This is a genomic window from Streptococcus atopicus, assembly GCF_049166725.1.
Lineage (GTDB): Bacteria > Bacillota > Bacilli > Lactobacillales > Streptococcaceae > Streptococcus > Streptococcus hominis.
This window is the reverse complement of the sequence record NZ_JBMHFC010000009.1, coordinates 49,817-63,343: the sequence shown is the minus strand read 5'-3', so window position 1 is coordinate 63,343 and position 13,527 is coordinate 49,817. Positions and strand designations below refer to the sequence as shown.

The window sequence follows — 13,527 nt, the reverse complement described above, 5'->3', positions numbered from 1 at the left end:
ATATAATCAAAAAAGATGTAAAAGTTTTTCCAAAACGGTATCAAAAAAGGTATCAAAAGCAAAAATCAACAAAAAAAGCACCTTGCAAGAGACTTGCAAAATGCTTGTAATCGTTGTTGTAAAGCGGTTCTTAACGTTTTGAGAATTGTGATGCTTTACGAGCTTTCTTAAGACCTGGTTTGGAAAGTATGAGTTTCAGTTGGACTAAAAATAGTGTAATACCAAGTCTTTTCAGAACGATATCTACTGAGTAATTTCATAAAATATGAATCAATATTTTTTAAATGGGGGAATAGTTTAGTTCATTAAATAATAAAATTGTATAATTTTTACTGACTGAGGGAAATCCTTTGTAAAAATAGCTATTCAATCTGAAACAACATTCCACATTTTTAGCAACTCACTATCTGAACTATTTGGTGCTTCATCTTTTTGAAGTTGATCTATTTTAACAACCACGGGCAAATCAAATGATACACCTGTTACTATCGCTTGACCAGCTGATAAGTTAGGAATACTAGATTTTGAAATATAATCTAAAGATGTCATCGTTCTATCAAGTAATCTAAGGTCATTTTCATTAACTAACCTATGAATAAAATAATTATGTATTTGCGAAACTATGGTAGGTGAAATATCTGATGGTCTTTGACTAGCTATAGTAAGATAGTATCCAAATTTACGTCCTTCTTTTACTATCTCTTCAAAGACATCTAGTCTGTAATCTTTCCATTTTTCAGATTCAACAGTTGAAGTTTCAGATAGAATATTATGCGCTTCATCAATAATCAGATTAAAGATACTAGAACGATCATCTTGGTTTCTATGTAAATCGTAACTGATTTTCGCAATTAGCATTGGTATCAACATTTTAATATCTTTATTGACACTTTTCAACGAAATTACGTGTAAATAATTATCAGAAAATAAACTTTGGCATTCCTGTGAATTTTCTATTGTTAGTACTTTATTAAAATCACTGGATCTTGCTTCGATTCTATGAATCAATGGTGAAATATGATCATATTGTATCGTATGACGAGATAAATCAAAAATCATCTGAAAATATGCTGCTAATCTCAGTTGAACAATAGGATTTGTCACTCTTTTATTGGTCTCATCTGACATAAACTCAGCAGCTTTCTGTTGTATTGAATCAATCTCTTGATCAAGAATTTCAGTGTTTTCATCAGCATTCCAATAAAACTTATTACCGCTTGATCTCCATCCAGCTAGTTCACATACACTATAGTATCCATTTGAGTTATTAGGATTATAAACACTATGAATAATCCATGAAGAGAAACTATCATAATCAATTTCTAAAAGATCCAGCGCATACTTTAGTATATCTAAAGATTCTTTAGAGGGGATACTAAAAACTGTTTTAAAAGCCCGTTTCAGATAACGTACCAAATTTTCTTCAAAATCTGTCTCTGAAAAATAATATTTTAATAACCTGTTCAAAAAAGGTTGTTGGGTTTGTGCAGTAGCCCCAAAAAGTATTGACAACATTTCTTTATCCCAAAATTTATTAGCAGGAATTACTATTTTGTCCCTCCCTGAACTTCGGGTTTCTAGATTATAGACTTTTTTATTTTCTGCTAAAACCTTTTGTCCTACATACTCACCATTAAAATCAATAACTACAAATTTAGAATTCCCAAAGTTTAGAATTTTTTTTGTATTTAAATCAAAAAGATTCTTATAGAGTCTAGCCAAAGTATTAGACTTCCCACTTCCAGTATTTCCAAAAATTGCAATATGAGTATTGAATATCGTTGTCCAATTAACTTTATATGGGATTCCTTCAGGCCATATCTCACCTATTTTAAAAAATGATTTCGGATTTGAAGGAGGCTTAGGATCATCTGTTCCTTCTCCGCTTATTATCGAACCTATTTTTTCATTAGGTAATAGAATCACATCGTTAAAAATTTGTGGGAAGGCTACCATTCCTGAAATGTATTTATCTCGAACAAAGCTACCAATTACTTTAGCTTCCACCTCCCTAATAAATCTATCCTTTGAAAATTCCTGTACCATTGTATCGTGAAAAATATCTTGGGCATACTCTTTTTCAATCTTTACAACAATAGTATAGTGTCCCCGTTTTATCCCAATATATGATCCGATCATAACACCAGAATAACGCTTCCCATTAAAAAAGTAGGTCATTTGCGATGAATTATCAAACAAGCGAATTATAACATTTGTTCCTCGTATTTCTCTAACTGTTCCTACAATATAGCTTTGGTCTGTCATTATTTACTCATCTTTCCATCAAATAATGAATTTAAATAGTTAAAGTTCCCCAGAACTTCTTTTCCATCTGGAGATAAGGTAGATGGAAGATAATCAATTATATTTCCTCCTAAATCCCCCAATTTTATTTCTATCTGTTCCTTCGCTTCTTTATTATAAGCTATTACATAGATTTTTAGTTTTGGATTAACTATTGAACGTCGAACAATTTCAAGTATATGTTCATCAGCAAATGAGAATCCAAAAACAACTAAAACACTATCTTGTTTTTCCAATTCAAAACTTAGCATTCTTAATAATTGATAATAATGTTGTTGAAAAACTGTGTCAGAAAATTTTTCCTTCGTTGGATTTACTACTGGAAAATTTTTATATTTTTCGTAAAAAGAATCTATTAAATCAGAAAATTTCTCAAAAATAGTTGTCAGTTCTATTGAAAAGTTCAGTTCCTCAAGTGTTCCAAACAAAATAGATTCTTCATATTTATTCGGATCAAGCAACCTCTCGTCAGGATCCCAAGTAGTATTATTGTAGTAATCTATTGCTTTTTTTATTTTATCACTTAAATCACAAAGTTCATTGTAGACTTCATTTTCTAAACTAACTTCAATTTCATTATTAACGTTACTCCAAGTGACCGAACCATGAATTTTTAGCAAATTAATTGTTGGAATTTCTCGTTGGAAGGAGTCACTCATCCCAGAATGAGATATTTTTAAGTGGTAATTTTCAGTTGAAATATACTTCTTAAAAAAACCTCTACTTCCATCATTAAAGTAAGTCAGTCTATTTTTCTTACTTAATGAATCAAATGTATTTTCAAACAAAGTATCATAATTAGACGTAAATATATTAACTCTTTTAGGTCTATCAAAACCTTCATTATTTAGATAATTAATTAAATTTTGAATAAAACGTTCATATTGCTTATGTGTCTCATTATTTAAATCAAAATCAATAATTTTTGTTTTTCGAATCCACAGTTCAAACCAAATAAAATATAATACTTTTTTTTGGTTTTCATCGAAATCTTTCGAGGTTAACAGATCTTCAAAAGACTTATTAATCGATTTCATCCATAGCGTTGGCACTACTCCAAAAGAAGCTCCTGCTCCTATTAGAAAATTGACATTTTTCCCTTGAATATCTTTTAAAAATTGATCAGAATCCATTAGTTCTCACTTTCAATATTGGGAGAAGCCCCTTCCGTAGGCACACAATAAAGGAACCTCATGTATATCACATCACTTAATATTATTATACCATGTAACATGCATTTAAATAATCTTTACTTTGAAAAATCTTTTTATTTTCCTTTGATCTTGAGTGAGAATAAGATGTTTATTTGTAAATCCCTAATTCCAATAGTAATCAAACTTGACTTATTGAGGATCTCTTTATGGTTCGTCCCAATGATTATCACATGATTTATGAATAAAGGAATCTTCTATCTGATAGGGTCCAGTTTGATAAATTATTTTTCAAATTTAATAGTATCCTTAATATGATTACCAACCTTATAAACAGTTTCTAAGTCCAACTATCCTATTTATTATATTTAAAACCATAAACTGATGATAAAAACGGCTAGGTGCTCTTTATACATTCGAAATTATTCCAAACATAAATGTTATATAAGATAAACTTTCCGAAAAACAACTATTTTCCCGAAAGTTATTATTTGCTATTATAATAGACATTCCTTCATTTTTCCGTTATAACAGACACTGACATACTCTTGTAATATTATTTTAGTATAATTAAAATTATAGAAGGAGGCACAGATTATGAGAAAATTTATAGGTATACTACTACTTTCATTATCAATAATTACGTTAATTGCTTGCTCTAAAAACAACTACCAATCTTTAGATGGTGAGTATTATTGGATCTCAAGTGAAAGAAACGAGTTAGCGTTTACTATTAAAGGAAATAATGCTTCCATTGAGCATGGAGAAGCCGACGGCTTTACCATTAACAAACAAAAGAATACGATCGAATTAACTGGACAAAATATTGCAAGTCGAACAGAAGAATATTCATTTAAAGATGGGGTCTTTTCTGTTGATATTAGTGGAGTTAAGCATGACTACTATCTTAAAGGTAGCGAAGCGTATAAAAAGGCTCTAAAACAATATGGATATAAATAACATCATTCACACCTATTTTACCGAATAGGTGTTTTTTTGTGCTGAACAGATTACTTCAAAAAACTTTTAAGCTTATTCTTAACCGAATAGTTTATATTTCATGCAAATTAGTTTAATCAAAGAGATTGGATTATATTTTATTATACAATGTATTCATGAATAATTTAAAAGAAGAAAATATTAGAAGAGCGATCTGGCATATAAAGCGACATTTAGAAGGATTATGGAATTCTCGAGATGAAGTAGATAGAAAATATGAAATGTTTCATCTGCAATCTAGTGTTGAATGTTTAGAACGTGTAATGAACAACGAAAAACCCTATCCACCTATGGATAGGGAAGAAGTATTTTGAGCATAATTTTTGCAGTTTATACTAAAACTGCACCCCAAAAGTTAGACAGAGTAATCTAACTTTTGGGGTGCAGCACATGGTTCATTTCTTTATTCAATCACTTGACTTTATGCTACTTTCTTGTACCAGTGAGCTGATTTTTTAGGATAGCGTTCTTGGGTTTCAAAGTCCACATAAAAGAGTCCATAGCGTTTTTCGTAACCATTTGACCAATAGAAGACCGTTTTGACCTGCTATTCTACCAGCCCTCTGATTATATTTCAATTAAAAATATCAGCTTTATTTTAGTTCCTTTAAATATCAATTCTATTCAAAATCATTTATAAATCTCGCCAACTTTTGGCCTTCTATTTTGAAATGGGTATTCATATACCTTAGTGTCGCTCGAATCATCCCAATACACAACAAACCAATCATTATCTAAAGCCACAAATTCGATGACTTCGCCATCCTTATAACTAGGCCTTGTTTGTCTCTTTTCTAAATAGTCAATACGTTCTTTGATAGTCGCGTTTTTATTGATCATGTAGACTAAAGGAAATACAAGAATGATGCCTAATAAGACAGTAGATATCAGTCCGATCAGAATAAATTTGTTCTCTTTACTCATATTCAAATTTCTATCTCCTTTCTCATCCAATTGAGATAAGATACAAAAACAATTAGGAAAGATTGCCCTTAATTCTACCATTCGTCACGATCAGTCGAATAGTAGAAACCATCGTTTTCCTCTTCCGATGTTGTCATTTTACCGTCCCAAGTATCTCCTGGATGTACTGTTTTAAAATAATTACGGCTAACTTTTTGATAGTTTTTTACGCTATCGCTTTCACTCCATACTACAATATAATAGCTTTTCATTTCATCTTTATCTTCTAAAATATCGTCGTAGTTATATTTGTTAGTCCCTTTATCAACAAGGATTTTCTCAACAATCTCCTTGTCTTTATATCCTAGAGGATTATTTTGTTTTCTCTCCAGTTGTCGTTCGCGGTTTAAATTATTCCCGATTTGACTACTAGTATTGAATATTCCGAAAACCATAATAGCAACTACTACTATAGATATAGCCCACCCTTTAAGCAATTTTCTATTAAACTCTTGCATCTCCTGTGTTTACTCTCTTTCAAAACTCTTCTTATAGGATTCATTCTAGAAGACCTTCCTTATAGAATGAACTTTTCATAATCGAATCATTATATCACAAATTAAGCAGTAGGAAAGGCTTTTTAGGGAATAAAAAAGCGCAAATTAATTAAAACTTGCGCTTCCTACTCTTGATAAATATTATTAACCAACTTTCCGAAAAATTAAGTTTTTCAGAAAGATATTTTTTATTTGTTGATTAATCATTTATTATTACTTATAACACTAAAACGTTCGCTCCTAGTATTTTATGCTAAGTTTTTTAAAATGAGTATCGTATCGACATTCTTCTATTGCAAAAGTTTGATTTTTAATAAAGCATTTTCACCAACGCATCCAGTTCACTTTCTAGTTCAGTGATACTTAAATCTTTTTTGGCATTTAGGTGAATAGCTTCGGATTTTCTTGCAATATCAACATGTAAACTGTTGTTCTCATCAAATTTAGGAATTCTAATGTTTTTCAACACATCTACGCCTCTATTTAAGCCCACTGAATATGCATCAATAATATCTCTTATGCTTTTTGAATTTAATATAGCTGATATATAATACGCTTCCTCCATGGTTTCAGTTGCTAACATTAGAACTTTTGAATCCACTACAACAGGTTTATCATTGCCATCAAACAGAGATAAATCCGCATTAGGTAAAGAACTATAGTTCCCGATTGCAACAGCTGCAAAACTACTTGCTTGTTCTTTCCAAATCACCTTACAATCTGCAAATGTATAGTCACCAACATTGTCCAGTCGATACCATGGTTGCGTGTCTGGATTATAGAATTTCCCACTCTGTATTCTGCTAGCCAAAAGCCCATCTCTATAGTATTCTAACCACATATAGGTTTGTGGAGCCTCTGCAGCTAAAATAGTTTCATCAAGTCCATATGGGGTATCAATTTTGTGAGGAACCAACATAAACTCATTTGAAACTACTTTCCATCTTTGGATATTTCGACCTCCTAACATTGGATATACAAATGTATCTTCTATTATCCCTCTCTGTTCACCCTTTGACTTCAAGTCTTTCCTTCTCTGGCGAGACATATCATTTATTATATTCAACGAGCCATCTTTATTTTTAGATGGAGTCTGTAGTACGTATACTCCTTTAGCACCAGCAGGTTCAATACCTTTTCTTCCTCTGTATTCTGCAGCCGTACCATTTAGTAATACATTGTTGACTAGTGCAATTTCATCTGCTTCCAGAGTTAACCAAGACGATTGAATATCAGACTCATCAATCGGCTTCGCAGATAATTTTCGGCTTTCAATATATTTTGAAACCTGATTCCAACTAAAATGTGCTTCAAATGGAACTTTTTTCTTATAAGACCACTCATACCAGGAGTCCATTGGATAGGACATTAGCTTATTTTTTTCAAATAGCACCCCTATTGTTCTTACGGTGTGTTTTGGTTTGAAAATTTGGATATCGTTATAATCATCTACCGAAGTAATTTTAACCGGAATTTGTTGGTCATTTCTTGTTATGGAAAGTTTCCTAAAACCTTCCCCACCTTTTGTTGACTTCAAAAATGTCCACGGAAGCAGGAAGTACATTTTCCCATTTTCCTTAAGATATTGGTCTAGTGCGACATAAGTTACCGCCATTCCAAAGTCATCATGTGTCGTTTTCTTGTCGTAGGCATTCTTTTCAAAAATTCCATAGCTCTTCCAAACTTCTAAGGTTCCTTCTCTGTAGACTTTACTCATTGATTTCCACGCTATCCACGGTGGATTACCGACTACAAAATCAAACCTTTGTTTCAGCATTACTGGAGCAAAACTATTTTTCAAAATACGTCCCCAAAATGAATCTTGTGCACTTCTATGGTAGCGTATCATATCTTCGTACATTTCTGCAACAGCTTTCCTTTGCGATTCAGAAAGTCCAAATTTATTTAAAATGAGTGCCTCAAAGACTGAAAATGGCCTATCTTTTTCAACAGAATCGCTAATATCATCTAAAAATCTGCTTCCTGCATCAAAGCTATCAAACTTCGGTATTACAAAATCTCCTACAGAAGTCTGAGCTTTAAAAGTTTCTCTATTTTCTTCTGAATATACGATAGGTGATAATACAGAATCTGAAATATATATCGGGATTGAGAGTGGTTCAGGGAAATCAGAGAATTTTCCCTCTATCGATGAAAACAGAGTCAGTATGTAGTTCGCTTTTGCGGAAACTGCTGAAATTGGATTTAAATCAAAACCAACAATGTTTTCTGTAATTACTCTCGCAGCCCCAAAGTTTACACTATTATTTTCGCTATGAATCGTCCTTTTTAGAGCTTGAATCACAAAGGCACCTGAACCACAGGTAGGGTCAATTATTTTTTTGTCAAGTTCCCCTGTATAACCGATTCTATCTAATGAATGTTCAACAACCCAATCAGGTGAAAAATATTCTCCCAAAAGATGTCTGATTTTATCAGGGATAAGAGTCATATAGATTTCTTGTAAAACATCTTGGACGCTTTCCGGCCTTAACTTATAGGTTGCTAAATCGAAATTACTGAGCATCACATAGATATCCTTAACGATTTCCAACATTTCACTTGTATCTGACTTATCATAGAGATAAGTAAACCATTCATAATAGTGGATTTCAAAAAAGTTAGAGATTATTTTTGAATTCTCTGTATTCCTTCCTTCAAACAATGAAACCACTTCACTCCATGTTGGACTAAAATTATTTACTAAAGCTGGATTGACCATCTTATTGATAAAAGAATCAATCAATAATTTCAGAAAAATATTAAAGTATGTCTGCGTTGAAAAAAGGAAAAGCTTAGAATCTATATCAATTTGCTCTTCCACACCATAAAGTTTTTTTATAGCATCAGAAGTTTCATTGAATTCCGTTTCTTGTTCCTCATTACCAAACATAGCTCCGAATGTCCTATCCCATTCATAATAAAGAGTCTTCGTTCTTTGGTTTCCATCCAGCAAGAGTTGGGAATCTATAATATTATAGATTCTCTGAATTCCGTCTGAAATCTTTTGGTTTCTAGGAGAAAAAACTGCTGATAAATTTTCCTTGGTGATTTTCGTTTTTTCTGTTGAATTAAACAGAAGAATTAGTTGCTCAAGACCATCTCTAAAATTATACTTCTTCCATGTAAATTTATATGGACACTTAGTCTCATTACTTTCGTATATTTCCTCAAAACGTGTCCGAGTTAAATCGATACTGTGTTCTTCAACAACTTTTGCAAATCTAGCAAATAACCACTCATTACCATCAAAGCCGACACCGAAAGTTTCTAGAATTGAATCGTCAATTACATCACCTATAACACTATTTAATATATATTGATACAATCCACTATCATTTTTGCTTTGTTCACGCCCAAATAGCGCCTCGAGCTCGCCCTTGCTTTTTTCAAAATAATTATACTTTTTGTACTCAATAACTAAATTTGCTATCGTCCCATCCGCTCTACCACCTTTAACAAAGGTTCTTTCTGATTGAAATGTAGTATGCGGTGCGTACTCTTTTTGAATCGGGGAAAATATATCACTATAAGCATATATCTTTACATCGTCTTCTGTTTTTAGAGTTCTACTCCTAAACTCTCTAAGTAAGTCATCAATATGTATCGACATTTGTTTACTCCTTGTTTATCTTATTACATTCTATTATACCACAGCTAAAAATCGCTAGAAAGAGTATTTCCTCTATATCTAAACTTCCTCACTCCCACTTTATTCCTACTAAACTCAACAGTAAAATAGAAATAGTGGTTTCTCCCGTCCTTACGACTGATATTCTCATCAAGTACAAAGTATTTTAGCGATGATGTAAGGTCAATAAATCCCTCATCAATAGAATAAGGGAGAATGTCATCTGGGCTGGCAAAGTTTTGAAAAATGTGCTGGATTTCCATGTTTTTCTCAATATACAAGTCCATGTGAGGGGGGAACGATATGAGTAATCCTAGCCCACTCTTCGATAAATCGGACATAATCAAGGGTTATAGGCAGGCCTTGTCTGCGTGCTACATAATAGTTGAATTTCTTGGTCTTAATATCAAAAGGCAGGTCATAGGAACGGCTACCAAACACTTTCTTAAACATCGGCGAGGAAGCTAATATCAAGTCATTAGCATTCTCCACTATACTCATGACACAAAGAGAGGTTTTCAAAGGATGCAGTCCACGCTCTACACACTCAACGCTAGCATAGAAGGATTTCATATCCACAAAAGCTATATCACTTTTTGGTTCTCGTGAATAATCAAAATAGCCCATAGTTAGTCCTCCAAAGGCATAAAGTGACCAACAATCTTTCCGACAACTCGTGGGTTCTCATCAAATGGAGCGAACTTGTCAGGATAATCTTTATTGATTGATACCAAGCGGAGGCCTTCTTCCTCACGATAGACTTTCTTGATGTAGGTCTGTGAATCCCAGACGACTGCATAAACAGCACCGTCATAATCGAATCCAGTTTCTCTAATAAGAGCTACTTCTCCATTCTGGTAGGTCGGTTCCATCGAGTTCCCGTCAACCCAAGAGGCAAAATCGTGAGGTAGTTCTTCGTTGTAATAAACCACGTCATAGTCCAGGTCACCATAAACAGAGGCACCAATACCTGCAGAAAGTTTCTCGTAAACATGATACTCTGAACGCTTCTCTGCAATGCTGATAACCTTCTGTGACAATACCAGGTCACGAACGTAGGTAATGGCTTTCTCCTGGTTTGGCTCTGTCAGTTGCTTATAAAGGGATGAGATTTCATCTTCGCTCAAATAACCTTCTGGAACCTTTAAGACTTTTTCCAACTTAGTAATATTGGCTTTAGTTGGTTTTGACAAGCCTTTTTCCCACTTGAAGTACGCCTGCTTTGAAACACCGATGCGTTCAGCCAACTCTTGTTGCTCTATGCCTAGTTCTTCTCGTTTTTGTTTTAATTTATCAGGTTGATACATAACTACCTCTTTTCTAATAGGAGTATTGTTTTTGCTCTTGATTTCGCTTGCTTTGCGGTCAACTTATCTGTACGCCAGGCGTAGCCTACTGACTGCCCAAAGTCATACTCTAACCAAGTATCAATATCATCTTCTTTCTCTAATTCCTTGCGAAAGCTATTTTCTAGCAACTCAGGGAACTCTGTACTTGCCACAAAATAACACTCTCTCAAGCGATTCAGAACTTTAGCAAGAACATCCTCTTCCACCGCTCGGTACTCGTCTTCAATCTCGATATGGGCTTCTTCAAAAAGACTGAGAACAGGCTTGCTTTGACCTGTTTGATATTGATAAATGGCTGAGCTAACCTCTTGATTATCTCGTTTCAAACGATAGCGGAATAAATCTTGTAATCGAAATTTCAAGGCATCTGCTGATACGGATAACTCTGTCATGACCTGTTTGAAACTATCCAAGCGATAATAGATTTTTGACAGCAAGACAATATCAGGCATGAGAATATAAGCTGAGAACTGGTTGGCTTCGCTTTCTTCAACTGTATCTTCTTTACTGCTTAATTGTGTAAACTGTTTACCTGAATGTCCCAAGATATAATGACCTAGTTCATGACATTTGGTGAAGTTCTGCTTTACTTGCGGGTTCTGACTTTCATATGAGATTGAAATACCATCCTCATCAATCATAGTAAGTCCTTCAATCTTCTGATTGGTAAAGTGATGCTCCATTACTTTGATACCGAATTTCTGGATGCAATTATCGAAATAGTAATGAAAGTGATAATTCAGGGGTGACACCTGATTATCCTTCATAAATCGGTATAGTTGTTCTCTTGCAATTTGGGTTACTCTTGTATAAACGTCTCTCACAGCACACCTCCTCACAAATTTATCAGTCAACTATTTGGTTGACTAAGATTATATAAAAAAAGTGGACGATTGTCCACCGAAAATTAGTTTAATAACTAACACGCCTATCTTGCAACCAGATTGAAACCCTATCATTAACACATTTGTAACACGATTCTTGTAAAATAAATTCCATCTATGAGGAAACATTTATGAAAAATTTACTTAGCTTTATTGCACTTGCTTTTACTACCATCGTCTTAGTCGCTTGCTCAAGCAAACCTAATATAGACGGGGAATACTATGAAATCGGCGACTTCGGAACTGACCTGGTCATCACAATTAAAGGCGATAAAGGTACTGTTGATGCCGAAGATTCAACTAGCAGCATGACGATTGATACTGACACACAGACCTTTGAAATCTTAGGATTCGTCAATCCAACGTTCAAATATGAATACAAGGATTATGTTATCACAGCAAATATTACAGGTTCCGAACGCCAGTACTTCAAAAAAGGTAGTAAGACTTATAAGAAAGAAATCAAAAGATTTAATTAATAAAAAGTGGACAACTGTCCACTTTTTATGATACTAGTTATCAACTACCTTATCTAAACCATCCTTCGTAAATCGTTCTATTATATTTTTTAATATATCGAGGAGTTCATCATAACTTATAATACTAATTATGTTTGAAAATTGATTTTTAAGTATCCTATAGCTTTCTTTCTGTCTCTCATTAAAGGTATTCGTTCTACCCATTATTATCATTCCTTTAACATTATTAATTTGAACTTCTTCATCAAAACCAGCCTTTCTCAGCTTCTCTTCGATTTTTTTAATATTTTGACTAGGATTCCCAGTGAGTTGACGTATATAGTATTCTACTTGCATTGCTGTACCTGTTAATTCAAGTGAAGGAACGTAATTGTCTCTATATTTCGCCTTTCTCAAAATAGACTTCTCAGGTCTTTTTATTTCAATGATATCTACATTATTTAGAAAGTCAACTAGGATGAAATCAACCCGTTTATTGTTTCCCATAGTTACTTCATCAATCGCAAATTGGTAGTGAGGATAAATTAATAAAATAATATTCAATATTTCCTCTTGCCATTTTTTTTCACGTACTCCCTCGTTTTCTAGTAGTTCTTCTAATTTTTGAAAAGCCAAATTAAATTTTTGAATTTCATTTTCTGTTATTTGGCTATCAATGTCATCCGAAAACAAAGGTTGATTAATTGACTTATTTTTTACTTTTTCCCTTCTTTCTATATGTCTTTCATAAATTTCTTCATAATTTTTATTTAGTTCAAAATGTTCTTCAATTTTTTCAGATAATACTTTATTCGTATAATGCTCTAAAGTTGTCTTAGTCGGAAATGATTTTATTAATTCATTGTATTCTTCAAATGTGATATGATTTTTTGAATCATCATAAACCTCTGGTACAATAATTAAATCTTCGTTTATTAAGTCGTCAATTTTTTTAAAATTTGATATTCTATTTGTAACAAAATGTTTTAACTTTAATTTATCAATAAAAGAACTATGTATTCTAACTTCATGTTTTAAATTAAATACTTCTGCGTTTAGAATAAGGTATTCATCTTTTAAATCCCCAATTTCAATTGCCCATTCATCTTGATAGTTATAAGAACCTTGTTCTAAATTTCCATATTCATCAATAAAAAAATACAACCCTGGACGTAAATGAAATGTCCCTCGAGATGTGAATTTGCTATCTAACGAATACACAGGACGCCAACTATTTTCAAATGATATATAAATCTTATTGTTTTTTTCAAAAATTCTATTCATAATTATC

General features: G+C 32.8%; 12 protein-coding genes and 3 pseudogenes. 3 read left to right on the top strand and 12 right to left on the bottom strand.

Annotated features, from left to right (window positions below; translation table 11 throughout):
* Positions 1–130: 130 nt before the first annotated feature.
* The 3 genes and pseudogenes from ACOMA9_RS07070 to ACOMA9_RS07060 form a co-directional block, all read right to left on the bottom strand.
* Positions 131–235: pseudogene (locus tag ACOMA9_RS07070) on the bottom strand (30S ribosomal protein S9); the annotation flags it as partial.
* Between the two features lie 131 nt (positions 236–366).
* Positions 367–2,265, bottom strand: a complete 1,899-nt coding sequence (locus ACOMA9_RS07065; RefSeq protein WP_421425051.1) for an ATP-binding protein — start codon at positions 2,263–2,265, stop codon at positions 367–369.
* Complete coding sequence (locus ACOMA9_RS07060; RefSeq protein WP_421425049.1) at positions 2,265–3,437, bottom strand: hypothetical protein; 1,173 nt, start codon at positions 3,435–3,437, stop codon at positions 2,265–2,267. Before ACOMA9_RS07060 ends, ACOMA9_RS07065 begins: the two co-directional genes overlap by 1 nt.
* A 615-nt stretch (positions 3,438–4,052) precedes the next feature.
* On the opposite strand from ACOMA9_RS07060, the gene ACOMA9_RS07055 reads away from it, so the two are divergent.
* On the top strand, positions 4,053–4,415 hold the full coding sequence (locus ACOMA9_RS07055) for a hypothetical protein (RefSeq protein ID WP_421425047.1): 363 nt from the start codon (positions 4,053–4,055) through the stop codon (positions 4,413–4,415).
* A gap of 155 nt (positions 4,416–4,570) precedes the next feature.
* The gene (locus ACOMA9_RS07050) at positions 4,571–4,768 is read left to right on the top strand and encodes a hypothetical protein (RefSeq protein ID WP_061597421.1); all 198 of its coding nucleotides are present in this window, start codon (positions 4,571–4,573) and stop codon (positions 4,766–4,768) included.
* Positions 4,769–4,875: 107 nt separating this feature from the next.
* Here ACOMA9_RS07050 and ACOMA9_RS07045 read toward each other — a convergent pair.
* The 8 genes and pseudogenes from ACOMA9_RS07045 to ACOMA9_RS07010 form a co-directional block, all read right to left on the bottom strand.
* A pseudogene (locus ACOMA9_RS07045) lies at positions 4,876–4,989 on the bottom strand (family 1 glycosylhydrolase); the annotation flags it as partial.
* 95 nt (positions 4,990–5,084) lie between these two features.
* The gene (locus tag ACOMA9_RS07040; RefSeq protein ID WP_421425045.1) at positions 5,085–5,378 is read right to left on the bottom strand and encodes a hypothetical protein; all 294 of its coding nucleotides are present in this window, start codon (positions 5,376–5,378) and stop codon (positions 5,085–5,087) included.
* Between the two features lie 74 nt (positions 5,379–5,452).
* Positions 5,453–5,875 carry a hypothetical protein gene (locus ACOMA9_RS07035; RefSeq protein WP_421425044.1) on the bottom strand — a complete coding sequence of 141 codons (423 nt, stop codon included), beginning with the start codon at positions 5,873–5,875 and terminating at the stop codon, positions 5,453–5,455.
* Between the two features lie 349 nt (positions 5,876–6,224).
* Positions 6,225–9,527 carry an Eco57I restriction-modification methylase domain-containing protein gene (locus tag ACOMA9_RS07030; protein ID WP_421425042.1) on the bottom strand — a complete coding sequence of 1,101 codons (3,303 nt, stop codon included), beginning with the start codon at positions 9,525–9,527 and terminating at the stop codon, positions 6,225–6,227.
* 44 nt (positions 9,528–9,571) lie between these two features.
* A complete protein-coding gene (locus ACOMA9_RS07025; RefSeq protein ID WP_421425062.1) occupies positions 9,572–9,688 on the bottom strand; it encodes a hypothetical protein in 117 nt (38 codons plus the stop codon).
* Positions 9,674–10,172, bottom strand: a pseudogene (locus ACOMA9_RS07020) (Y-family DNA polymerase); the annotation flags it as partial. The gene ACOMA9_RS07025 and the pseudogene ACOMA9_RS07020, both read right to left, overlap by 15 nt.
* A gap of 2 nt (positions 10,173–10,174) precedes the next feature.
* Positions 10,175–10,852: a helix-turn-helix domain-containing protein gene (locus ACOMA9_RS07015; RefSeq protein ID WP_421425040.1), complete on the bottom strand. Its 678-nt coding sequence runs from the start codon at positions 10,850–10,852 to the stop codon at positions 10,175–10,177.
* Positions 10,853–10,854: 2 nt separating this feature from the next.
* Entirely contained in the window at positions 10,855–11,718 is an 864-nt protein-coding gene (locus tag ACOMA9_RS07010; protein ID WP_421425038.1) for an ImmA/IrrE family metallo-endopeptidase, read from the bottom strand.
* A 191-nt stretch (positions 11,719–11,909) separates the two neighbouring features.
* Between ACOMA9_RS07010 and ACOMA9_RS07005 the strand changes: the two genes are divergently transcribed.
* Positions 11,910–12,257 (top strand): hypothetical protein, encoded by a 348-nt coding sequence (locus tag ACOMA9_RS07005; protein ID WP_421425036.1) that lies wholly within the window; start codon positions 11,910–11,912, stop codon positions 12,255–12,257.
* Positions 12,258–12,290: 33 nt separating this feature from the next.
* Here ACOMA9_RS07005 and ACOMA9_RS07000 read toward each other — a convergent pair whose 3' ends face one another.
* On the bottom strand, positions 12,291–13,520 hold the full coding sequence (locus ACOMA9_RS07000; protein WP_421425034.1) for a Shedu immune nuclease family protein: 1,230 nt from the start codon (positions 13,518–13,520) through the stop codon (positions 12,291–12,293).
* Between the last annotated feature and the right edge of the window lie 7 nt (positions 13,521–13,527).